Source organism: Paraburkholderia strydomiana (assembly GCF_031456815.1).
GTDB lineage: Bacteria > Pseudomonadota > Gammaproteobacteria > Burkholderiales > Burkholderiaceae > Paraburkholderia > Paraburkholderia caledonica.
This window is the reverse complement of record NZ_JAVDVL010000009.1, coordinates 192,834-214,457: the sequence shown is the minus strand read 5'-3', so window position 1 is coordinate 214,457 and position 21,624 is coordinate 192,834. Positions and strand designations below refer to the sequence as shown.

Annotated in this window: 24 protein-coding genes and 1 tRNA gene; 16 read left to right on the top strand and 9 right to left on the bottom strand. The window is 61.7% G+C overall.

The features are described from left to right. The first annotated feature begins 110 nt into the window (after positions 1 to 110). From hpf to J2W46_RS23630, 5 genes are all read left to right on the top strand, one after another. Entirely contained in the window at positions 111 to 467 is a 357-nt protein-coding gene (gene hpf / locus J2W46_RS23650) for a ribosome hibernation-promoting factor, HPF/YfiA family (RefSeq protein WP_020066967.1), read from the top strand. Between the two features lie 327 nt (positions 468 to 794). Further along, entirely contained in the window at positions 795 to 1,310 is a 516-nt protein-coding gene (locus tag J2W46_RS23645; RefSeq protein ID WP_027804462.1) for a PTS sugar transporter subunit IIA, read from the top strand. A 139-nt stretch (positions 1,311 to 1,449) separates the two neighbouring features. Continuing rightward, complete coding sequence (hprK, locus tag J2W46_RS23640) at positions 1,450 to 2,418, top strand: HPr(Ser) kinase/phosphatase (RefSeq protein ID WP_007179412.1); 969 nt, start codon at positions 1,450 to 1,452, stop codon at positions 2,416 to 2,418. Between the two features lie 103 nt (positions 2,419 to 2,521). Further along, positions 2,522 to 3,415, top strand: a complete 894-nt coding sequence (rapZ, locus tag J2W46_RS23635; protein ID WP_020066970.1) for an RNase adapter RapZ — start codon at positions 2,522 to 2,524, stop codon at positions 3,413 to 3,415. Positions 3,416 to 3,454: 39 nt separating this feature from the next. Next, positions 3,455 to 4,090, top strand: coding sequence for an LON peptidase substrate-binding domain-containing protein (locus J2W46_RS23630; protein ID WP_027804463.1), 636 nt, complete (start codon positions 3,455 to 3,457; stop codon positions 4,088 to 4,090). A 23-nt stretch (positions 4,091 to 4,113) separates the two neighbouring features. Here the strand turns inward: J2W46_RS23630 and mutY are convergent, their stop codons facing one another. Both mutY and mutM read right to left on the bottom strand, forming a co-directional pair. Then, the gene (mutY, locus tag J2W46_RS23625; RefSeq protein WP_088173173.1) at positions 4,114 to 5,262 is read right to left on the bottom strand and encodes an A/G-specific adenine glycosylase; all 1,149 of its coding nucleotides are present in this window, start codon (positions 5,260 to 5,262) and stop codon (positions 4,114 to 4,116) included. A gap of 6 nt (positions 5,263 to 5,268) precedes the next feature. After that, the gene (gene mutM, locus J2W46_RS23620) at positions 5,269 to 6,099 is read right to left on the bottom strand and encodes a bifunctional DNA-formamidopyrimidine glycosylase/DNA-(apurinic or apyrimidinic site) lyase (RefSeq protein ID WP_087754768.1); all 831 of its coding nucleotides are present in this window, start codon (positions 6,097 to 6,099) and stop codon (positions 5,269 to 5,271) included. Positions 6,100 to 6,186: 87 nt separating this feature from the next. On the opposite strand from mutM, the gene J2W46_RS23615 reads away from it, so the two are divergent. The 8 genes from J2W46_RS23615 (at position 6,187) to hisC (ending at position 13,461) form a co-directional block, all read left to right on the top strand. Next, the gene (locus J2W46_RS23615; RefSeq protein WP_020066975.1) at positions 6,187 to 8,028 is read left to right on the top strand and encodes a tetratricopeptide repeat protein; all 1,842 of its coding nucleotides are present in this window, start codon (positions 6,187 to 6,189) and stop codon (positions 8,026 to 8,028) included. Then, complete coding sequence (gene lolB / locus J2W46_RS23610) at positions 8,028 to 8,660, top strand: lipoprotein insertase outer membrane protein LolB (protein WP_310356661.1); 633 nt, start codon at positions 8,028 to 8,030, stop codon at positions 8,658 to 8,660. Before J2W46_RS23615 ends, lolB begins: the two co-directional genes overlap by 1 nt. A gap of 60 nt (positions 8,661 to 8,720) precedes the next feature. After that, positions 8,721 to 9,602, top strand: a complete 882-nt coding sequence (gene ispE / locus J2W46_RS23605) for a 4-(cytidine 5'-diphospho)-2-C-methyl-D-erythritol kinase (RefSeq protein ID WP_310356659.1) — start codon at positions 8,721 to 8,723, stop codon at positions 9,600 to 9,602. Between the two features lie 52 nt (positions 9,603 to 9,654). After that, positions 9,655 to 9,731, top strand: a tRNA-Gln gene (locus J2W46_RS23600). Positions 9,732 to 9,777: 46 nt separating this feature from the next. Beyond that, positions 9,778 to 10,734: a ribose-phosphate pyrophosphokinase gene (locus J2W46_RS23595; protein ID WP_006048037.1), complete on the top strand. Its 957-nt coding sequence runs from the start codon at positions 9,778 to 9,780 to the stop codon at positions 10,732 to 10,734. A 163-nt stretch (positions 10,735 to 10,897) separates the two neighbouring features. Further along, complete coding sequence (locus J2W46_RS23590) at positions 10,898 to 11,515, top strand: 50S ribosomal protein L25/general stress protein Ctc (RefSeq protein ID WP_020066979.1); 618 nt, start codon at positions 10,898 to 10,900, stop codon at positions 11,513 to 11,515. A gap of 149 nt (positions 11,516 to 11,664) precedes the next feature. Then, on the top strand, positions 11,665 to 12,267 hold the full coding sequence (pth, locus tag J2W46_RS23585; RefSeq protein WP_087754772.1) for an aminoacyl-tRNA hydrolase: 603 nt from the start codon (positions 11,665 to 11,667) through the stop codon (positions 12,265 to 12,267). Between the two features lie 114 nt (positions 12,268 to 12,381). Then, positions 12,382 to 13,461, top strand: a complete 1,080-nt coding sequence (gene hisC, locus J2W46_RS23580; protein WP_310356656.1) for a histidinol-phosphate transaminase — start codon at positions 12,382 to 12,384, stop codon at positions 13,459 to 13,461. 65 nt (positions 13,462 to 13,526) lie between these two features. Here the strand turns inward: hisC and J2W46_RS23575 are convergent, their stop codons facing one another. From J2W46_RS23575 to rsmD, 3 genes are all read right to left on the bottom strand, one after another. Next, positions 13,527 to 13,784, bottom strand: coding sequence for a YfhL family 4Fe-4S dicluster ferredoxin (locus tag J2W46_RS23575; RefSeq protein WP_013337947.1), 258 nt, complete (start codon positions 13,782 to 13,784; stop codon positions 13,527 to 13,529). A gap of 63 nt (positions 13,785 to 13,847) precedes the next feature. Then, positions 13,848 to 14,363, bottom strand: a complete 516-nt coding sequence (gene coaD, locus J2W46_RS23570) for a pantetheine-phosphate adenylyltransferase (RefSeq protein ID WP_288824630.1) — start codon at positions 14,361 to 14,363, stop codon at positions 13,848 to 13,850. 112 nt (positions 14,364 to 14,475) lie between these two features. After that, positions 14,476 to 15,090, bottom strand: a complete 615-nt coding sequence (rsmD, locus tag J2W46_RS23565; protein ID WP_087754775.1) for a 16S rRNA (guanine(966)-N(2))-methyltransferase RsmD — start codon at positions 15,088 to 15,090, stop codon at positions 14,476 to 14,478. Positions 15,091 to 15,332: 242 nt separating this feature from the next. Between rsmD and ftsY the strand changes: the two genes are divergently transcribed. Continuing rightward, a complete protein-coding gene (gene ftsY, locus J2W46_RS23560) occupies positions 15,333 to 16,514 on the top strand; it encodes a signal recognition particle-docking protein FtsY (RefSeq protein WP_310356652.1) in 1,182 nt (393 codons plus the stop codon). Positions 16,515 to 16,607: 93 nt separating this feature from the next. On the opposite strand, the gene maiA is transcribed toward ftsY, so the two are convergent. Both maiA and J2W46_RS23550 read right to left on the bottom strand, forming a co-directional pair. Next, entirely contained in the window at positions 16,608 to 17,252 is a 645-nt protein-coding gene (maiA, locus tag J2W46_RS23555; RefSeq protein WP_020067008.1) for a maleylacetoacetate isomerase, read from the bottom strand. 25 nt (positions 17,253 to 17,277) lie between these two features. After that, the gene (locus J2W46_RS23550) at positions 17,278 to 17,976 is read right to left on the bottom strand and encodes a fumarylacetoacetate hydrolase family protein (RefSeq protein WP_288824635.1); all 699 of its coding nucleotides are present in this window, start codon (positions 17,974 to 17,976) and stop codon (positions 17,278 to 17,280) included. Positions 17,977 to 18,202: 226 nt separating this feature from the next. Here J2W46_RS23550 and ybiB point away from each other — a divergent pair, with 226 nt between their 5' ends. After that, positions 18,203 to 19,177: a DNA-binding protein YbiB gene (gene ybiB, locus J2W46_RS23545; RefSeq protein WP_020067010.1), complete on the top strand. Its 975-nt coding sequence runs from the start codon at positions 18,203 to 18,205 to the stop codon at positions 19,175 to 19,177. Between the two features lie 3 nt (positions 19,178 to 19,180). On the opposite strand, the gene J2W46_RS23540 is transcribed toward ybiB, so the two are convergent. Beyond that, positions 19,181 to 19,564: a nuclear transport factor 2 family protein gene (locus tag J2W46_RS23540; RefSeq protein ID WP_020067011.1), complete on the bottom strand. Its 384-nt coding sequence runs from the start codon at positions 19,562 to 19,564 to the stop codon at positions 19,181 to 19,183. A gap of 43 nt (positions 19,565 to 19,607) precedes the next feature. Then, the gene (locus tag J2W46_RS23535) at positions 19,608 to 20,171 is read right to left on the bottom strand and encodes an acyloxyacyl hydrolase (RefSeq protein ID WP_020067012.1); all 564 of its coding nucleotides are present in this window, start codon (positions 20,169 to 20,171) and stop codon (positions 19,608 to 19,610) included. 360 nt (positions 20,172 to 20,531) lie between these two features. Between J2W46_RS23535 and rpoH the strand changes: the two genes are divergently transcribed. Continuing rightward, positions 20,532 to 21,467, top strand: coding sequence for an RNA polymerase sigma factor RpoH (gene rpoH / locus J2W46_RS23530; RefSeq protein WP_020067013.1), 936 nt, complete (start codon positions 20,532 to 20,534; stop codon positions 21,465 to 21,467). Positions 21,468 to 21,624: the final 157 nt, after the last annotated feature.

Here is a 21,624-nt window from a genome sequence, read left to right as displayed (position 1 = left end):
GATGCGACCTGCCAGAAGTCAGTCACCGGGGGGCGACTCAGGCAAGCCGACAGATCGACCGGACCTACGTCATCGTGCGGACCAAGCGGCCATTAGCTTGGAGAAGCACTATGAATCTGCAGATCAGTGGACACCACCTCGAAGTAACGCCTGCGTTGCGCGAATACGTGATCACCAAACTGGATAGGGTGCTAAGACATTTCGATCAGGTCATCGACGGCAGTGTGGTCCTCTCGGTCGACAACCACAAGGAAAAGGACAAGCGGCAAAAGGTTGAAATCAACCTGCATCTGAAGGGCAAGGACATTTTTGTCGAGAGCTGTGACAGCGACCTCTACGCTGCGATCGATCTCATGATCGACAAGCTCGACCGGCAAGTGATACGTCACAAGGATCGCCTGCAAGGCCATCAGCACGAAGCGATCAAGTATCAACCGGCGCCGCAACTTGACGTGCCGCCGCAGTAAGCGAAATTAGAAGACTTACTTCATTTCGCTTCACCTCAACCGCCCGCATTCGGGCGGTTTTTCGTTGGGATTCCGGTTTGTTTGCCGAATGCTTTGTCGATTGCTTGCCGATTGCTCGCCGGTTCCCACCGGACGATCCTCAAGGTCGTCGCAGCGCGAATCGCCCTGAAAAAAGAACCTATTGAGCATTGATGGCGCGCCGCACCATACGCCGTCGCCCTGTTCTATAATGTTCCGGTTACCATCGGGGTCTAGGTCGCATGCACGCGGTCTGCCGGAGTACTGTGCTTTCGGACTCCAACGCACATCGCGGTGAGCATCAAACGAATGGAACGCCAATCAATCGCCCCAGCGAGGAGAACCCAGGCCACGTTTTCGCCTGTCAACATGAATCGTTTAGCCAAATTTCTTCCCCTCGAGAACGTCGTCGTCGGACTATCGGTCACCAGCAAAAAGCGCGTGTTCGAGCAAGCGGGCCTCATCTTCGAGAACCAGAACGGCATCGCCCGTAGCACGGTCACAGACAATCTGTTTGCGCGCGAGCGCCTCGGATCGACAGGGCTTGGCGAAGGCGTCGCGATTCCGCACGGCCGCATCAAAGGACTCAAGCAGCCGCTCGCCGCGTTTGTCCGTCTGGCCGAACCCATTCCCTTCGAATCGCCCGACGGCCAGCCGGTCTCGCTGCTGATCTTCCTGCTCGTGCCTGAACAGGCCACGCAGCAGCACCTCGAAATCCTTTCGGAAATCGCGCAACTTTTGTCCGATCGCGAGGCCCGCGAGCGCCTGCATACGGAAGAAGACCGCGAATCATTGCATCGCCTGCTCACTCAGTGGCAACCTTGATGCAGCGGCGGTCATCCGCACGCCGCCTATCCGCACGTCCCACCGCCCGCGTGCGGATATAGTCAGGCTCGGCGAACGGCCCGCGTTAGCGTGGCCGGCGGTTTGCCCGGCAAGCGGCCAACACTGGAGTCACTGACTCATGGATACGTCCAGCATCAACGCCCAGAGCATTTTCGACGATAACGCCGCCACGCTGAAGCTAAGCTGGCTGACAGGGCATGAAGGCTGGGAACGCGGCTTTTCTTCAGAATCGGTCGCCAATGCCACGTCGAGCGCCGACCTCGTCGGCCACTTGAACCTGATCCACCCGAACCGGATCCAGGTGCTCGGCGACGCCGAAATCGACTACTACAAGCGCCAGACCGACGAAGACCGCTCGCGCCACATGGCCGAGCTGATTGCGTTGGAACCGCCGTTCCTCGTGGTGGCGGGCGGCGTCGCGGCTCCGCCGGAACTGGTGCTTCGCTGCACGCGCTCGTCCACACCGCTTTTTACGACGCCGATGTCGGCGGCCGCGGTGATCGACAGCCTGCGCCTCTACATGTCGCGCATTCTCGCGCCGCGCGCCACGTTGCATGGCGTATTTCTCGACATTCTCGGCATGGGCGTGCTGCTCACCGGCGACTCGGGTCTCGGCAAAAGCGAGCTCGGTCTCGAACTCATTAGCCGCGGCCACGGCCTCGTCGCCGACGACGCCGTCGACTTCGTCCGGCTAGGCCCGGACTTCGTCGAAGGGCGCTGCCCGCCGCTGCTGCAAAATCTGCTGGAAGTACGCGGCCTGGGGCTGCTCGACATCAAGACGATTTTCGGTGAAACCGCCGTGCGCCGGAAAATGAAGCTCAAGTTGATCGTGCAACTGGTACGCCGTCCTGACGGTGAATTCCAGCGGCTGCCGCTGGAGAGCCAAACCGTCGACGTGCTCGGCCTGCCCATCAGCAAGGTCACGATTCAGGTGGCCGCAGGCCGCAACCTCGCGGTGCTGGTCGAAGCTGCGGTGCGCAACACCATCCTGCAATTGCGCGGCATCGACACGCTGCGCGACTTCATGGACCGGCAGCGCCTCGCCATGCAGGACCCGGATAGTCAGTTTCCCGGCAAACTGATCTGAGTCGGTCGTACATAGAGTACTTGCAGCCCACGCCCATGGCCGGTTGCAGGTACGCGCGAGAGCAGTCAGATGCTATGATGAAACGGACCGATTTCACGACTCCATGCGCATAATCCTCATCACCGGCATATCCGGCTCTGGCAAATCCGTCGCGCTCAACGCGCTTGAGGACGCGGGCTATTACTGCGTCGACAATTTGCCGCCGCGCTTTTTGCCCGAACTCGCCTCCTATCTCGCCGAAGACGGAAATGACCGCCTCGCGGTCGCGATCGACGCGCGCTCGAGTGCGTCACTCGACGACATGCCTGCGATGATCCGCGACCTCTCGCGCGCTCACGACGTGCGGGTGCTGTTCCTCAACGCGAGCACGCAGTCGCTGATTCAGCGCTTCTCGGAAACGCGTCGCCGCCATCCGTTGTCGGGCTCGACCGCGCATGACGCAGATGTCGGCTTGCTCACGTCGCTCGCGGAGGCAATTGAACGCGAGCGCGAGCTCGTCGCGGGACTTGCCGAATTCGGCCATCAGATCGACACGAGCAACTTGCGCGCGAACGTGCTGCGCCAGTGGGTGAAGCGTTTTATCGAGCAGGAGCATGCAGGTCTCGTGCTGATGTTCGAGTCGTTCGGCTTCAAACGCGGCGTGCCGCTCGACGCCGATTTCGTGTTCGATGTACGCACGCTGCCAAACCCGTACTACGACCATGAGTTGCGCCCGCTGACGGGTCTCGACAAACCGGTGATCGATTTTCTGGACGCGCTGCCGGTCGTTCACGAAATGATCGACGATATCGAGAAGTTCCTCGCCAAATGGCTGCCGCATTTCCGCGACGACAATCGTAGTTATCTGACAGTCGCGATTGGTTGTACGGGCGGCCAACATCGCTCGGTGTTCATTGCGGAGACGCTTGCCGCGCGTCTCGCCAATACAGCGAATGTAATCGTGCGGCATCGCGACGCACCGGTCGACGCCGGGGCGTCATCGAAGTTAGTGGCTTAACCGGCCGCATCGCGCGGCCTTAACTCGAAGCGTTGCGCCATGTCCTCTACTTCTACTGTGCTCGCCGATGTGCCGCTGTTCCCGCTGCATACCGTTCTGTTTCCTGACGGCATTCTGCCGCTGAAAATCTTCGAAGCGCGCTACCTCGATATGGCGCGCGACTGCCTGCGCGAAAAGACGCCGTTCGGCGTGTGCCTGCTGAAAAGCGGCGCCGAGGTCGCGCGGGAACACGAGCCTTCGGTGCCCGAATCAATCGGCTGCCTCGCCGAAATTGAAGAATGCGACGTTGAGACCTTCGGCATGCTGTTGATTCGCGCGCGCGGCACGCGGCGCTTCCGGCTGCTGTCGCATCGTGTGGAAAGCAGCGGTTTGCTGGTCGGTATGGCCGAGCCGCTCGGCGAAGACCGGCCGCTAGAAGGCAACCAGCAACTCGCCAAGTTCGGCGCGTGCGCGGAAGTGCTGGAGCGCATCATCGCGACGATCCAGGAGCGCGACCCGGAAAGCTTGCCGTTCGCGGAACCGTTCAGACTCGAAGACCCGTCGTGGGTGTCCAACCGTCTCGCCGAAGTACTGCCGATCGCACTAAAAGCGCGGCAGAAACTCATGGAAATGCTGGATGCCGGCGCGCGCATCGACGTGGTTCATCACTACATGCAACAGCATCAACTGCTGTAAGAAGCGACTCTGAGCGTGACCGCTCAGATCAGCGAACCCCGCAGACTCTCCAGAAGTTTTCGTACGGGCGCGGGCACGCCGAAAGAATCGAGGTCGCTTACCGACACCCAAGCCGTGTCCGCATCGCGTAACGCCGCGAGAGCGCCGACACTACGATCGAACTCTGCGAGCCGTGGCTCGATTTCCAGCTTGAAGTGCGTGAACACATGCGTGAGCGGCGCGAGCGGCGACACCGCACCGTCGCCGCCGAACTCGCGCGCTCGCGTGGCGAGTGCCGCTTCGTCGGCGGCCTCGGGCAAGCTCCACAGGCCGCCCCAGATACCGGACGGTGGGCGCTTTTCGAGCATTACCGCGTCACCGTCGCGCAGCACGAGCATCCACGTGCGACGCGTCGGCACCGCTTTCTTCGGACGCGCGGCCGGCAGTTCGCGCTGACGTCCCGTCACGTTCGCAACACAGTCGGCGGCGAACGGACAACGCAAACAGTCGGGCTTTCCGCGCACGCATAACGTGGCGCCAAGGTCCATCAGACCTTGCGTGTACGCGCTGACTTCGTCGTCCGATGCATTCGACGGCAGCAGCGATTCAGCCAGCGTCCACATGGCATTCTCGACCTTCTTCTCGCCGGGGAATCCTTCGACGCCGAACACTCGCGCGAGCACACGCTTCACGTTGCCGTCGAGAATCGTCGCGCGGGCGCCGAACGCGAACGACGCGATCGCCGCCGCCGTCGAACGCCCGATGCCGGGCAGTTCCGCGAGTTCGTCCACCGAAGCCGGGAACGCGCCGCCGTGCCGCTCGACGACCGCCTGCGCGCAGCGATGCAGATTGCGGGCGCGCGTGTAATAGCCGAGGCCGGCCCACAGCGCCATGACGTCATCAACAGGAGCCGCGGCAAGCGCGGCAACATCCGGAAAGCGCGCGAGAAACTTCGCGTAGTACGGAATCACCGTCGACACTTGCGTCTGCTGCAGCATGATTTCCGACAGCCAGATGCGATAGGCGTCGCGCGTGTTCTGCCATGGCAGGTCATGGCGCCCGTGCATGCGCTGCCATGCGATCAGCCGGGCGGCAAACCCGGACGTCAGTGCAGATGCGGGCACCGTGGATACAGCAGGCGCGGCGGACGGCGCGGAACGCGGACCGGACTTAGGAGTTAAGCGGGAAGGCATCGAAAATTAGCGCTGACAGGTGGGACAAAAGTAAGTGGAGCGCTGACCTTGCACGATCTGTCTGATCGGCGTGCCGCACACGCGGCACGGCTGCCCCGCGCGGTCATAGACGAAATAATCGAGCTGGAAGTACCCGCTTTCGCCATTGCTGCCGACGAAATCGCGCAGCGTGCTACCGCCTTTCTCGATCGCCGCTGCGAGCGTCACGCGTACAGCATCGGCCAACAATCCGTAGCGTACGAGCGAGACGCGGCCTGCCGCGATGGTGGGCCGGATACCTGCGCGAAAGAGGCTTTCGGACGCATAGATATTCCCCACGCCGACGACGATTTCGCCGGCCAGCAGAGCCTGCTTCACCGACACCTTGCGCCCGCGTGTGAGCCGGTGCATGAGCGCGCCTGAGAATGCGGGCGAAAACGGCTCGACGCCAAGACTCGCAAGCAGCGGATGCTCGAGCACGTCGCCGGCTTCACGCGGATGCCACAACACCGCGCCGAAGCGTCGCGGATCGCGGAAGCGCAGAATGAAATCGTCGAAAATCCAGTCGACGTGGTCGTGCTTCGCCGCGGCCGGAGGATGCGGCACATGACGCAACACACGCAGTGTGCCCGTCATGCCAAGATGCACGATGAACCACCCCGCGTCGATTTCGAACAGCAGATATTTGCCGCGCCGCTCGACGTTGCGCACGACGTGCCCTCGCAAGGTCTTCGCAAGGTCCGCGGGAATCGGCCACCGCAGCGCGGGCGTACGGACATCGACGCGCTGCACCTTGCGGCCGGACACATACGGCTCGATCCCTCGTCGGGTAACCTCAACTTCTGGCAGCTCTGGCATGTCTAACTGGTCTGCAACTTGCGTGAGTGGTTGTGCGCGTATTGTAGCGAGCGCGTTACAATCGTCCGAAACATTGAACGGATTTCCATGAACTTGTCCTTCGTGAAGCTGTTTTCGAAGCGCCCGGCTAGCGCGTCACGCGTGCCGCACGCAGTGTCCGCGCGGCGCTCGCTGGGTGTGGCCGCACTCGCGCTCTGGGCGTTCGCCGCGCTGCCCGCGCACGCGCAGGACCCATCGCCGGAGTCGGACGACACCTCGGTCACGCTGTCCGACCCGCTAGGCCCGCCGTCAGCGGAAGAACAGAAAGCGCTGCCGAACGTGCAACTGACGAGCCAGATCGTATTCCAGGTGCTCGCCGCCGAAGTCGCGTTGCAGCGTAATCAGCCTGCGCCTGCTTATCAGACGTACCTCGCGCTTGCGCGCGACACGCACGATCCGCGCATGGCGCAGCGCGCCACCGAAATCGCGCTGGCCGCGCAAAGTCCGTCGGACGCGTTGGCCGCCGCGCAATTGTGGCAGCAGTATGCGCCGGGCTCGGAGCGCGCCGCACAACTCGACGCGTCGCTGCTGGTACTGTCAGGCAAGCCGGATGACGCAGCGCCGCTGCTTGCGCGCGAACTCGAGAAGGTGCCCGCGCAGAATCGCGGCAGCGCAATTCTTGCGCTCCAGTTGCTGATTTCTCGCGGACCGAATCGCATCGGCGGCCTGCATGTGCTGCAGGACCTGCTGAAGAACGATATGAACCGGCCGGAAGCGCAGCTGGCCGTCGCACGTCAGCAACTGGTTTCCAATGACGCGCCGGGTGCTCGCAAGTCGCTGGAACAGGCGCTCGCGCTTAAGCCTGACTATTTGCCCGCCGCGCTGATGCTGTCGCAAATGGGCCCCGAGGAACGCAAGGAAGGAATCGCGTCGCTCGAAAAATACGTGCAGCAAAACCCGAAGTCGCATGACGCGCGTCTCGCGCTCGCTCAAATGTATCTGGCGAGCGACCGCCTGGACGACGCGCAAAAGCAGTTCGAGATCATGCACAAGGCGAATGCGAACGACCTCACGCCGCTCATGGCGCTCGCGCTCATCAAGATCCAGCAGAAGAACTTCGCAGAGGCGCAGACCTATCTAACGCAGTACGCGCAGCAAGCCGAGAAGACGCCTGGCGCAGATGCGGGGCAAGCGTATATCTATCTGGCGCAGTTGGCGCTCGAACAGAAGAACGAAGCGGCCGCCGCCGACTGGCTAGACAAGATTTCGCCGTCGAGCCAGCAGTACATGCCCGCGCAGATCACGCGCGCGCAGCTGCTCGCGAAGCAAGGCAAGCCTGACGACGCGCGCCGCCAATTGGCCAATCTTCGGCCAGCCGATCCGCGCGACCAGGCGTTGGTCGCACGCACCGATGCAGCCATCCTGTTCGACGCGAAGCGCTACCCTGAGGCGGAAACGCGCCTGCAACAAGCCACGGCGGCATTTCCGGACGACCCGGATCTGAGCTACGACTACGCCATGGCGGCCGAAAAGAACGGCCACTTCGACGTCATGGAAGCACAGTTGCGCAAGCTCATTCAGACGCAACCAGACAATCCCCAGGCGTACAACGCGCTTGGCTATTCGCTTGCCGATCGCAATCAGCGTCTCGCGGAAGCGGACAAGCTGGTCGAGAAGGCGTCGTCGCTTGCGCCGAACGACGCGTTCATCATGGACAGCGTCGGCTGGGTCAAGTACCGCATGGGCAACACGTCGGACGCTATCAAGGTTCTGCGCAAGGCCTACGACATTCAGCCGAACGCTGAAATCGGCGCGCACCTCGGCGAGGTGCTGTGGAAAGCCGGCGATCAGGATCAGGCCCGCGCCGCTTTCCGCGAAGCTCGCAAGCTCGAACCCAACAACGAAACGCTCGTCAAAACGCTACAACGTCTTCAGGTGAACGATCTTTGATGCGTATTTCCCGTTTCAATTCTTTCTCATGGGCGCCGCGTCGCGCGGCGCTCGGGCTCGCTGCGGCGGCCGTCGTGACACTGGCCGGCTGCGCCTCGGTGAAGCCGCAGGGACCGTCCACGTCGAATGCGGCGACCGCGGTGACTACGCAAACGAGCCGTGCTTACCAGGGCCGTTTCGCCGTCCAGTACAACGATCAGAACGGCCAGCAGCGCAACGCGTACGGCAATTTCTCGTGGCAGGAAACGGGCGACACGGTGACCTTGCAATTGCGCAATCCGCTTGGGCAGACACTCGCGATCGTCACGTCGTCGCCGGCTTCAGCCACGCTTGAATTGCCAAACCGCCAACCGCTCACCGCTGACAACGTCTCCACGTTGATGCAGAACGCGCTTGGCTTCGCACTTCCCGTCGAAGGATTGCGTTACTGGCTGCAGCCTTCGCCCGCGCCCACCTCGCGTGCCAAGACGGAACGGGATCCGGAACAGCCGTCGCGCTTCAAGGAGATCACTCAGGACGGCTGGACGATCGACTATCTTGCCTACGCCGAAGCGCCGGCTACTGGCGTAAAGCGGGTGAATCTGACGCGCTCGGAGCCGCCGCTCGACATCAAGCTTGTACTGGACCAGTAAAACGCGCGTCTCGCGCTCTTGCCGCTTATTCGGCGCCACCTCGGCGCATGCAGCCTCGACATGATCGAAACGACCGACTCGCTGCGCGATTGCCTCGCGCCAGCGAAACTCAACCTCTTTCTGCACATTACCGGGCGCCGGCCGGACGGCTATCACACGCTGCAAACGGTCTTCCAGTTACTCGACTGGGGCGACACGCTGCACTTCAGGCGTCGCGCCGATGGCCTCATCACGCGTAGCACCGAAATCGCCGACGTGCCCCCCGAACACGACCTCACCGTGCGCGCCGCCACGCTTCTGAAAGCGCATACAGGCTCGCCGGAAGGCGTCGACATCGAAATCGAAAAGCGCCTGCCTATGGGCGCAGGGCTTGGCGGCGGCAGTTCGGACGCCGCCACCACGCTGCTCGCGCTGAACCGGCTTTGGAAATTGCACGTGCCGCGGCTGGAATTGCAGGCGCTGGCATTGAAGCTCGGCGCCGATGTGCCATTTTTTGTTTTTGGAAAAAATGCGTTTGCCCAGGGTGTCGGCGAAGCTTTAGACGTTGTACAATTGCCGCCGCGTCATTTCTTGGTAGTGACGCCGAGGGTTCATGTTCCGACTGCAGCGATTTTTTCCGAAAAAGCGTTGACAAGAGATTCAAAAGCCCTCACAATTACGGACTTTCCTGCAGAACTTAGCTGCAACACTGAATGGCCAGAGAGCTTTGGCCGTAATGACATGCAGCAGGTTGTCGTCGGAAAGTACGCGGAAGTAGCGCAAGTGCTGCGATGGTTTGAAAACGTCGCGCCGGCGCGGATGTCCGGATCTGGTGCAAGTGTCTTTGCAGCGTTCCGTAGTAAAGCTGAAGCAGAAGCGGTGCAAGCTAAACTGCCAGGCGAATGGAACAGCGCAGTGGCCGCCAGTCTGGAACAACATCCACTCTTTGCTTTCGCGTCATAAGTTTTGCATCGTCGAACGAAACTCCACGTTCGGCGGAGCTCAAAGTTAGTGTAGGGGAGTCGCCAAGCTGGTTAAGGCACCGGATTTTGATTCCGGCATGCAAAGGTTCGAATCCTTTCTCCCCTGCCAATAATTCTCGCATTTCCCCTCGCCCCCAGCCTGAAGCAGGTGCACGATGAGCAGCCATGACGGCCTGATGGTTTTTACTGGCAACGCAAATCCCGCGCTTGCACAGGAAGTCGTCAAAATCCTCGGTATTCCCCTCGGCAAAGCAATGGTTAGCCGTTTCTCGGACGGTGAAATCCAGGTCGAGATTCAGGAAAACGTGCGTGGCAAAGACGTCTTTGTTCTGCAGTCCACGTGCGCACCGGCGAATGACAACCTGATGGAACTGATGATCATGGTCGACGCGCTCAAGCGCGCATCGGCCGGTCGGATCACGGCAGCCATCCCCTACTTCGGTTATGCACGTCAGGATCGCCGCCCTCGTTCGGCGCGCGTCGCCATCTCGGCGAAAATCGTGGCGAACATGCTGGAAATTGCAGGCGTCGAGCGGATCATCACGATGGATCTGCACGCCGACCAGATTCAAGGCTTCTTCGACATCCCCGTCGACAACATCTACGCTACGCCCGTGCTGCTCGGCGATCTGCGCAAGCAGAACTACGAGAACCTGCTGGTCGTTTCGCCGGACGTCGGCGGCGTGGTGCGTGCCCGGGCATTGGCGAAGCAGTTGAACTGCGACCTCGCGATCATCGACAAACGTCGCCCGAAGGCGAACGTTGCCGAGGTGATGAACATCATCGGTGAAGTGGAAGGCCGGACCTGCGTGATCATGGACGACATGGTCGACACTGCCGGCACCCTTTGCAAGGCGGCTCAGGTTTTGAAGGAACGTGGCGCGAAGCAGGTTTTCGCTTATGCCACTCACCCGGTTCTGTCGGGCGGCGCCGGCGAGCGCATTGCCGCATCCGCACTCGACGAACTCGTTGTCACGGACACGATCCCGCTCGGTGAAGAAGCCCGCTCGTGCGCGAAGATCCGTTCGTTGACCAGCGCCGGCCTGCTTGCCGAAACGTTCTCGCGGATCCGCCGCGGCGATTCGGTCATGTCGCTGTTCGCTGAAAGTTAAGTATTTGCGAAGGCGCGGTGTATCGCTCTATGCGACACACGCGCTTTTGCACAATCGGCGTGAACGAACGAAGGTTCATGCCGCAGCTCTGGGGCCTCAGCCATAACGGCTTGCGGGCCCCGTTTTTACTGCCTGGTCGCGGGCAGTGCATTGGAGATTCAAAATGAAAGTTGTCGCTTTCGAGCGTTCTTTGCAAGGTACGGGTGCGAGCCGCCGCCTGCGTAACTCGGGCAAGACCCCGGGCATCGTATATGGCGCTGGTGCTGAAACGCAATTGGTCGAACTGGACCACAACGCGCTGTGGCACGCGCTGAAGAAAGAAGTTTTCCACTCATCGATCCTCGATCTGGAAGTTGGTGGCAAGTCGCAACAGGTTCTGCTGCGCGACGTGCAATATCACCCGTTCCGTCAGCTCGTGCTGCACGTGGACTTCCAGCGTGTCGACGCATCGAAGAAGCTGCACACCAAGGTGCCGCTGCACTTCATGAACCAGGAAAGCAACCCGGCTGTGAAGCTGGCGAGCGCGGTGATCTCGCACGTCGTCAATGAACTGGAAATCGAGTGCCTGCCGTCGGCACTGCCTGAATTCATTGAAGTCGACCTGGCCAAGATCGAAGCTGGTCAATCGGTTCACGCTAAAGACATCCCGCTGCCGGCAGGCGTGTCGCTGGTTGCTCACGTCGAAGCAGAAAACCCGGTGGTCGCTGCTGCAACGATCCCGGCTGGCGCAGTGTCCGAAAGCGACGCCGCCGCTGGTGAAGGCGAAACGCCGGCTGCTTGAGTGCGCCTCGCGCAGTGAGCAAGTAATCCTCTCGATCCGTTTCAATGAGACGATCGATGTGACCCGCCGAGGTTCGCCCCGGCGGGTTTTTTTTCGGTTATTTCGGCCCGGCCGCGTTTGGCTTGCGGGCCAGATGGACCCACTCAATCATGATCAAGCTGATCGTCGGCCTCGGCAATCCGGGCGCCGAGTACACTGCGACGCGCCATAACGCCGGCTTCTGGCTGGTGGATCAACTGGCGCGCGAGGCGGGCACGACGCTGCGCGATGAGCGGCGCTTCCATGGCTTCTACGCGAAGGCCCGACTCCACGGCGAGGAAGTGCATCTGCTGGAGCCGCAGACTTATATGAACCGCTCGGGTCAGTCCGTCGTTGCGGTGGCGCAGTTCTTCAAGATTCTTCCCGACGAGATACTCGTCGCGCACGACGAACTCGACATGCCGCCCGGCAGCGTCAAGCTCAAGCTCGGCGGGGGGAGCGGCGGACACAATGGCTTGAAGGACATCACCGCGCATTTGTCGTCGCAGCAATATTGGCGGCTGCGCATCGGCATCGGGCATCCACGCGACCTGATCCCCGAAAGTGCGCGCGCGGGCGCCAAGCCCGACGTCGCGAACTACGTGCTGAAACCGCCGCGGCGTGAAGAGCAGGACGTGATCGACGCGTCCATCGAGCGCGCGTTGGCAGTCATGCCGCAGATCATTAAAGGCGAGCTTGAACGGGCAATGATGCAACTGCATCGCAATTCTTAAGCTGTGTTGCTGGCGGCGTAGGTTGGGATGAAGCAGCGCGGCCTCGTGCCGGAGCAGCAAGAGCGGCCGGAGCGCCAACCCCAATCAACCGCGTTGCAACGATGGGAGAGCGCTTTGAGCCGATACTGGAGTGACATTGTTCACCGTCTGACGCCGTATGTGCCGGGCGAACAGCCCCTGCTCGCCCATCCGGTCAAGCTGAACACCAACGAAAATCCCTACCCTCCGTCGCCCCGCGTGCTCGAGGCGATTCGTCAGGAACTCGGCGACGCCGGCGAGTCGCTGCGCCGCTACCCGGACCCCACCGCGTTCAAGTTGCGCGAAACGGTCGCCGCCTATCACGGCATCCGTCCGGATCAGGTGTTTGCGGGCAACGGCTCAGATGAAGTGCTTGCGCTCACCTTCCAGGCTTTGCTGAAGCACGACAAGCCTCTGCTGTTCCCTGACATCACGTACAGCTTCTATCCCACGTACGCGAGACTTTTCGAGGTCGCCTACCAGACGATTCCGCTCGACGACAGTTTCGCGATCAACGTCGACGACTACGCCATTGCGAACGGCGGCATCCTGTTTCCGAATCCGAATGCGCCCACCGGACGTCCGTTGCCGCTCGCCGATATTGAGCGCCTCGTAAAGAAAAGCGCGGATTCCGTTGTGGTAATCGACGAGGCCTATGTGGACTTCGGCGCCGAATCGGCGATCGGACTGATCGACCGCTATCCGAATCTGCTCGTCGTGCAGACAGTGTCCAAGTCGCGCTCGCTGGCGGGCATGCGCGTCGGCTTCGCCTTTGGCAACGCGGAGCTGATCGACGCGCTCAATCGTGTAAAAGACAGCTTCAATTCGTATCCGCTCGACCGCCTCGCACAAGTCGCCGCGCGCGCGGCATACGAAGACGACCGGTGGTTTCGCGACACCTGCGCAAAGGTAATTGAAAGCCGCGAGCGATTGAGCGCGGGACTAACGGCGCTAGGCTTCGACGTCGTGCCGTCGGCAGCTAATCTGCTGTTTGCGCGTCATGAGGCCTACGACGCGGCAATGCTCGTGTCGCTCCTTCGTGAAAGGGAGATTTTCGTGCGCCACTGCAACGCACCGAGAATCGACCAGCACCTGCGCATTTCGGTCGGTACGGACGCGGAATGCGGCGTTCTGCTCGACGCATTGCGCGACATATTCAGCGCTTACATCGGCTGAGCGGATCTGCGCAAAAAAACGGCAAGGCCCGTGCCTCGCCGCTTCGCGTTTTCACCGCAAGAACATCACGCGCTCTTTGCCGCCTGCAGCGCGTGGTATTTCGCCATCAAGCCTTCCGGCGTTTCGAGGTGCTCGGGATCGCGCGGAATGCACTCGACCGGACACACTTGGATGCACTGCGGTTCGTCAAAATGACCGACGCACTCAGTGCACTTCTTTGGGTCAATCACGTAGATTTCCGGGCCCATCGAAATCGCGTCGTTCGGGCACTCGGGCTCGCACACGTCGCAATTGATGCACTCGTCGGTAATCATCAGGGCCATACTTCTCTCACTTCGCGCCGGCCGCAGCCGGCTTTGATCCGTCAAACCGACAGTTTACGCCGGTTACGGCTGCGCCGCCGGAGCACCGTTATCCGGGTCCAACGCCGCAACCTTCTCCTTCAGCCATTTTTCGACCGACGGGAAAACGAACTTGCTCACGTCGCCGCCCAACTGCGCGATCTCGCGCACGATCGTGCCCGAAATGAACTGATACTGATCGGACGGCGTCATGAACATGGTTTCGACGTCGGGCAACAGATAGCGGTTCATGCCCGCCATCTGGAACTCATACTCGAAGTCGGACACGGCGCGCAGCCCGCGCACGATCACTCGCGCGTTGTTGCTGCGAACGAAGTCCTTGAGCAGCCCTTTGAAGCTCATGACCTGAACATTCGGGTAATGGCCCAGCACTTCGTGAGCGATATCGAGCCGCTCTTTGAGCGTAAAGAACGGCTTCTTGTTGCGGCTGTCGGCGACGCCGACCACCAGCGTGTCGAAGATGCTCGACGCGCGCCGAACGAGGTCTTCGTGACCGCGCGTTAGCGGATCGAACGTGCCCGGGTACACGGCGACTACCATGAGACTTCTCCTCTCTTCAGACAGATGGGCACGTCAAAGCGTCCACGCGACGCATTTGGCACCGGCCGCACGCGTGACGGCAAACCGTCCGGCGCTTGTTATGGAAGGCGCATTATTCCTCATTTTCGCGCTGCAGCAAATGGAAGTGGACAGCGCCCGCCTTACCCTGCCGGACGATTTCCCACCCGGCAAGCGCTTCGTTCGCGCCGGGCTCGATCGCCACGCCGGCTTCTACATACAGGAAACCGTCGCTGCTCACGAGCGGAGCCGCCAGCCCGAGCGCTTTGTCCAGTACATCCGAGCCAAACGGCGGATCGAGGAATACCACATCGAACGAACCGGGCGGCAGACTCGCTGCAAGACGCAAACCGTCGGCCTCGGCAATTTCGATCATGCGCGCCCCGAGTCGTTCCTGGTTGGCCCGCAACTGGCTCGCCGCTCGCGAGTTGCGCTCGACCATCAGTACCCGTGCGGCGCCGCGCGACGCCGCTTCGAAGCCGAGCGCGCCGCTGCCGGCAAAGAGATCGAGGCAGCGCTGGCCGTCCAGACGTTGCCCGAGCCAGTTGAACAGCGTTTCGCGAACCCGGTCCGGCGTGGGGCGCAAGCCGTCGAGGTCGAGCACGGGCAGTGGCGTGCGTTTCCAGTCGCCGCCGATAATCCGGATGGCGTGCGGCTTGCCGCCTTTAGACGAAGCGCCATGGGCGCGGGAGGAGGCTGAACGGGGCATGCAGTTTCGATTGCGTTGACAGAAGCGTCCGCTGCGTCGAAGCAAGCGGACCGGAGCGCCAACGTTACCACAGGGGCGCGGCGCGTCCAGCCTGGCCGTTCGGCCTATACAACGTGCGACGGCGCGCCTGATAAAATGTGCGGCTTCCAGCGCCTTGCATCCCGCATCGCAACGCTGCCTGCCGCTTTCGCCGGTGCTGTACCGGCCGCGCGCATCGGCGCGCGCTCTCACCACGCCAGATCATGTTCAGCTTTTTCAAACGATTCAAGGGTTCGAGAGAGTCCGAAAACGCGCCAGACGAATCGCAAATCGCGCCTGAGGGGCTGATTGACGAGCCGGCTGCAGAAGCGCCGGCCGAGCCGCCTGTACCCGCGAAAGCCGGGCCGGCCGCAAGTGCCAGCGTGCCGGCGAGCATTGTGTCGCCGCCCGCCGCCGCGCCCGAACCGCAACCCCAGCCCGATTTCGAGGAATCGACGCTCGAGACCGTCGAAATCGTGCCTCCGCCGTTGCAGGATGCGAGCGCGAAACGCTCGTGGCTGACTCGCCTGAAAACCGGTTTGTCGAAGACCAGTTCGAGCCTCACCGGCATTTTCGTCGGCACCAAAATCGACGAGGATCTTTACGAAGAGCTGGAAACCGCGCTGCTCATGTCCGACGCGGGCGTCGACGCAACCGAATTTCTGCTTGAAGCGCTGCGCGAGAAGGTACGCACCGAGCGTCTTACGGAGCCGCAACAGGTCAAGACGGCGCTGCGCACGCTACTGGTCGAGTTGCTCAAGCCGCTCGAAAGCTCGCTCATGCTCGGACGCGCGCAGCCGCTCGTCATGATGATTGCGGGCGTCAACGGCGCGGGCAAGACGACGAGCATCGGCAAGCTCGCCAAGCATCTGCAGAGTTTCAACCAGTCGGTGCTGCTTGCCGCCGGCGACACGTTCCGCGCCGCCGCGCGCGAGCAGTTGGCAATCTGGGGGCAGCGCAACAACGTCACTGTGGTGTCGCAGGAAAGCGGCGATCCGGCGGCCGTGATTTTCGACGCGGTCGGCGCCGCGCGGGCACGCAAGATCGACGTGATGATGGCGGACACGGCCGGCCGTCTGCCTACCCAGTTGCACCTGATGGAAGAGCTGCGCAAGGTCAAGCGCGTGATCGGCAAGGCGCAGGACGGCGCGCCGCACGAGGTGTTGCTCGTGATCGACGCCAATACCGGGCAGAACGCGCTTGCGCAGGTCAAGGCTTTCGACGACGCGCTCGGCTTGACCGGCCTGATCGTCACCAAGCTCGACGGAACGGCCAAGGGCGGCATTCTTGCAGCCATCGCGCGGCAGCGACCCATCCCGGTGTACTTCATCGGCGTTGGCGAAAAGGTGGAGGACTTGCAGCCTTTCAGCGCTGAAGAGTTCTCCGACGCGTTGCTAGGCGGTTAAGCCGAAGCCACGCCACTATCGGCGCTTCGCCGGCAAGTCAAAAAAAAGGGCACTCTTCGGAGTGCCCTTTCTACACCGGCAACACGGTGCGGCTCATTCGGCGTCTGGCTGCACGCCGGGCGCGGCGCGCGCGAACGCGTCGATTTGCATCGCGTGGTCGTAAATGCGCTGGATGGTCGGATATTTCGACGTATCGACGTTGAAGCGCTGCGCGTTGAACACCTGCGGAATCAGGCACGCGTCCGCGAGTGTCGGCTCGTCGCCGAAACAAAGCTTGCCGGTGCGCCCGTCGCTAGCAAGGTGAGCCTCCAGCGTCGCAAAGCCGGTGTCCACCCAGTGCCGGTACCAGGCGTCTTTCGCGTCATTCTCCACGCGCAGCGTGTGTTTCAGATACTTCAGCACACGCAGATTGTTGAGCGGATGAATCTCGCACGCCACCTGCAACGCGAGCGAGCGCACATATGCACGGTCGGCGGGCGCCTTCGGCAAAAGCGGCGGCTCGGGATGCGTTTCCTCCAGATATTCGATGATGGCGAGCGACTGCGGCATCACCTCATGGCCGTCGATCAACGTGGGCACGATGCCGTCCACGTTGACCGCGCGATATTCCGGCTTTAGCTGCTCGCCACCGTCTCGCACGAGATGGACAGGTACATACTCGTAGGGAAGGTTCTTCACGTTGAGCGCGATCCGCACCCGATACGACGCCGAGCTGCGGAAATAGCTGTAGAGCTTCATGTCGTTGTCTCCTCCCAAAACTGCTTCAGACGACGCGCACGCTGAATTCGCCCAGTCCGTCCACGCCGCCTTTCATCAAATCGCCCTGCACCACCGCGCCGACGCCTTCGGGCGTGCCGGTGAAGATCAGATCGCCCGGCTGCAACTCGAACAGCGTCGAAAGGTAGGCAATGGTTTCGCCCACCGACCAGATGAGTTGCGACACATCCGAGCGTTGCTTCTCCTCACCGTTCACAGACAGCCAGATCGCGCCCTTCCCGATGTGGCCGACGCTCGACACCGGATGAATCGGGCCGAGCGGCGCGGATTGATCGAAACCTTTCGCGGTGTCCCACGGACGACCCAGCTTCTTCGCCTCGGCCTGCAGGTCGCGGCGCGTCATGTCGAGACCGAGCGCGTAGCCGTAGACGTGATCCAGCGCGCTGTCCGCGGAGATATTTTTGCCGCCTTTACCGATCGCCGCGACGAGCTCCATTTCGAAGTGGACGTTCTTAGATAGCGTCGGATACGGAAACTCGCCTGTCTCGCCCGGCGGTACATACAGGACGGCATCTGCCGGCTTGCTGAAGAAAAACGGCGGCTCGCGGTCGGGATCATGACCCATCTCGCGGGCATGCGCCTCGTAATTGCGGCCGACGCAATAAATGCGACGCACAGGGAACTGCTCGCTGGACCCGACAACCGGCACTGCGACCACCGGTGCCGGTGCAAATACGTAACTCATCCGGTTCTCCGTTCTTCGATATGAGCCGCAGTGCGGCGATAAAACAGCGAGTGTAACGCGCGGTAGAAGGCGACGCGCGCAAGTCAGGCAAGGGTTCCGGAGAGCGGTGCGTCAGTGCGCGCGTCTCGCCGGACGGCTATAGGTGCGATACTCACACCAGATAACGTCCCTTGAATACCGTGGCGTACCGTCCCGACGGCGGCACGCCAGCACGTCAATTGCGCTCATGACAGACTCCGCCGACACCGCCAACCCGTTCCCCTGTGCCCGCTTCATCAAGGAAATCGGCCGCGGGCCGAACGGAGCCCGCGCGCTCACCGCCGACGATACGCGCGCGCTCTACACCGCTATGCTCGACGGCCGCGTCGGTGAACTGGAACTGGGCGCGGTGCTGCTCGCTTATCGTGTGAAAGGTGAAACCGCCGACGAACTCGCGGCGATGCTGGCGGGCGCCCATGCGTCGTTCGAGCCGGTTCATCTGCGTCCCGGCGAGTTCCGGCCCGTGTCGATCCCCAGCTATAACGGCGCGCGCAAACAGCCGAACCTCGTGCCGCTGCTTGCGCTGTTGCTTGCGCGTGAAGGGGTGCCGGTCCTCGTGCACGGCATCACCGACGATCCTGGCCGCGTAACGAGCGCCGAAATTTTCACGCATCTGCGGATACCGCACGCGACCTCGCACGACGACATTGAAGACGGCCTCGCAGAGCGCCGTCTCGCGTTTGCGCCGATCGACGTGCTCGCGCCAAAGCTTGCACGTCTGCTCGGGCTGCGGCGGCGCATGGGCGTGCGCAATTCGACGCATACGCTCGTCAAGATTCTGCAGCCGTTCGCGCCCGCCGGGCTGCGTCTCGTGAACTACACGCATCCGCCGTATCGGGACAGCCTCACGCAGCTATTTAGCAGCCATCCCGACGCGGCGGCCGGCGGCGCTTTGCTCGCGCGCGGCACGGAGGGCGAAGCGGTCGCCGACACCCGGCGTCAGGTGCAGGTGGACTGGCTGCACGACGGGATCTGCGAAACGCGAGTGCCACATGAACGCTCGTCGCGCGACGCACCTGAGGTCGAGTTGCCCGAAGCACGCGATGCCGCGACGACAGCGGCATGGATCGGCGCCGTGCTGCGCGGCGAGGCGCCGGTGCCAAGCGCGATAGAGAGGCAAGTCGAGTTGATTGCCGACGTCGCTAGAACGCCCGCGCACTGAAGCTCACTCAATCGCGCAACGCGTCGCCTGCCATGCAATGAGGCGCCACTGGCCGTCTTCCTGCGTGTGGATTGCCGTGTAGGCAATGGGAAATAGCAGTGCGCCGCTATTCGCTTCCATCTCTATCAGCGCGCGACCGGTCACGACGCAGGTTTCGCGGCCGACCGGCAGCACATCTTGCGACTGCACTTCGATTTGCCGATAGCGGCGGCGCCCGGCGGTAATGCCGTCGATGAACTGCCGCTTCGTCTCACGCTTGCCGTTCGTGTGCACGTAGCTCACGTTCTCTGCGAGCAGCGCGTCGAGCGATTGACCGTCGCCGTCGACCATCGCGCGGAAGCGTTCGCGTTCCAGCCCGCGGATCGCCTCGATTGTCTTTGCCGCCATTGCTCAGCCCCTTGCACCGGTGAGCCAGACGCGGCCACGGTCGTCAGAAGTTATATTGCAGGTATAGCTGGTGGAAATTTATACCAGGATTCGGCTCTTTGATACCGCCATTCGAAACATGCTGGAAGCGGTAGCCCGCCTGGTACTGCTGATGGGCGCCGAACTGCATGCCCACACCCGCCATATCGGCGAACTGGAACGCAGTGGACAGTGTGAAAGTCGAAGAAATTCTCGGGCTCGACAACAAGCGCACACCCGCGCCCGCTTCGACGAAAGGCCGGATCGATCCGGATCCTTTAATGAAGCGAATGATAGGCGTCACACCGATCTCGCCGATGTTCTCATGCACATTGCCTTCGTTCGTGTGCCACCAGGCAACATGGGCCTCGCCGATCAGCGCGAAATGCCAGTCGCCGATCTGCCACCACGTGAGATTCGGGTCCCACACGAGCCCAAGGTCCAGTTTCTTGACATGATGATCCCCTAGAGCTCCGGTGACCTGGACTCCGAACTGATCAGCGGCGGCGACGCCGGAAAGCGTGAGCAGCAGAGCCGCGCACGCAGTTTTTAGAGCCAGACCACGGAAGACATTCTTTTTGTTGTCCATCTGATACCCGCGCTCAGCAAGTTGAACATTCTGTAACAGTTTGCGTATTCTAAAGACAATCTGAAGGCGGTGGATCCTGTTAAGAAACTTAAATTTTCGCAATTACATACATCATAAAGTGCAAAAATCGGTCGAAAGTGAGAATGAATGGAGTTTGTTAGGTAATTTCTACGGTACCAGCGCTGGCCGCCGAAGGCGAGTATGATGGCTATTGAAAGTTGAAATTCAATAGGAAATAACGGAACTTGGATGCCCCTACGGGGCTCTAAGTATTAGCACTCGGAAATCGAGAGTGCTAACATCCAACGCTGGAGTCGTTACCTGAACAAGCTTTTGCCTGATTCCAAAGGAGTTTTAAACGTGAGCCATGCATTGACCCTTCCGAGTACTCTGAGCCCGTCGTCGGCTAAGGCCGCTCCGGCAGGTGCGCTGGCGCTCTCGCATTCCTCCCTGCTGCCCGGTCAACTGGGCAACATCGACGCCTACATCCAGGCCGTAAATCGGATTCCGATGCTGACGCCGGCAGAAGAACGCCAGTTCGCCACAGAATTCCGCGAGCACGACAACCTCGAGGCTGCACGCCGCCTCGTGCTGTCGCACCTGCGGCTGGTCGTCTCGATCGCGCGCAACTATCTGGGCTATGGGCTGCCGCACGCCGACCTGATCCAGGAAGGCAACATCGGCCTGATGAAGGCCGTGAAGCGCTTCGATCCGGAGCAGAACGTACGTCTCGTGTCGTACGCCATGCATTGGATCAAGGCCGAGATCCACGAATACATCCTGCGCAACTGGCGCATGGTGAAGGTCGCCACAACGAAGGCGCAGCGCAAGCTGTTCTTCAACCTGCGCAGCCATAAACAAGGCTTGGGCGCTTTCACGCCGGACGAGATCGAAGGTCTCGCCAAAGAGTTGAACGTCAAGCGGGAAGAAGTAGCCGAGATGGAAACGCGCCTCTCCGGCGGCGACATCGCGCTGGAAGGCCAGGTTGAAGACGGCGAAGAGTCGTATGCGCCGATCGCGTATCTCGCCGACTCGCATAGCGAGCCGACCGCGGTACTGGCCTCGCGTCAACGCGACAAGCTGCAAAGCGACGGTATCGCGACGGCACTGGAGGCACTCGACGCCCGCAGCCGCCGCATCATCGAAGCTCGCTGGCTGAAAGTGGAAGACGACGGTTCGGGCGGCTCGACGCTGCACGAACTGGCGGACGAGTTCGGCGTCTCGGCTGAGCGTATTCGTCAGATCGAAGCGAGCGCAATGAAGAAGATGCGCGGTGCGCTGACCGAATACGCGTAACGCTCGTCAACGGACAGAGCGGCGTGGTGTAAGCCGGTTAGCCCGAAAAGAAGCGCTGAAGTCCAAAGCCCTGCCTCGCAAGACGGCGGGGCTTTTTTTTGCGTCGTTCCCGGGCTGCGGCAAATGGGCACACGCGCCGGCTACGCGAGAAGGGTCG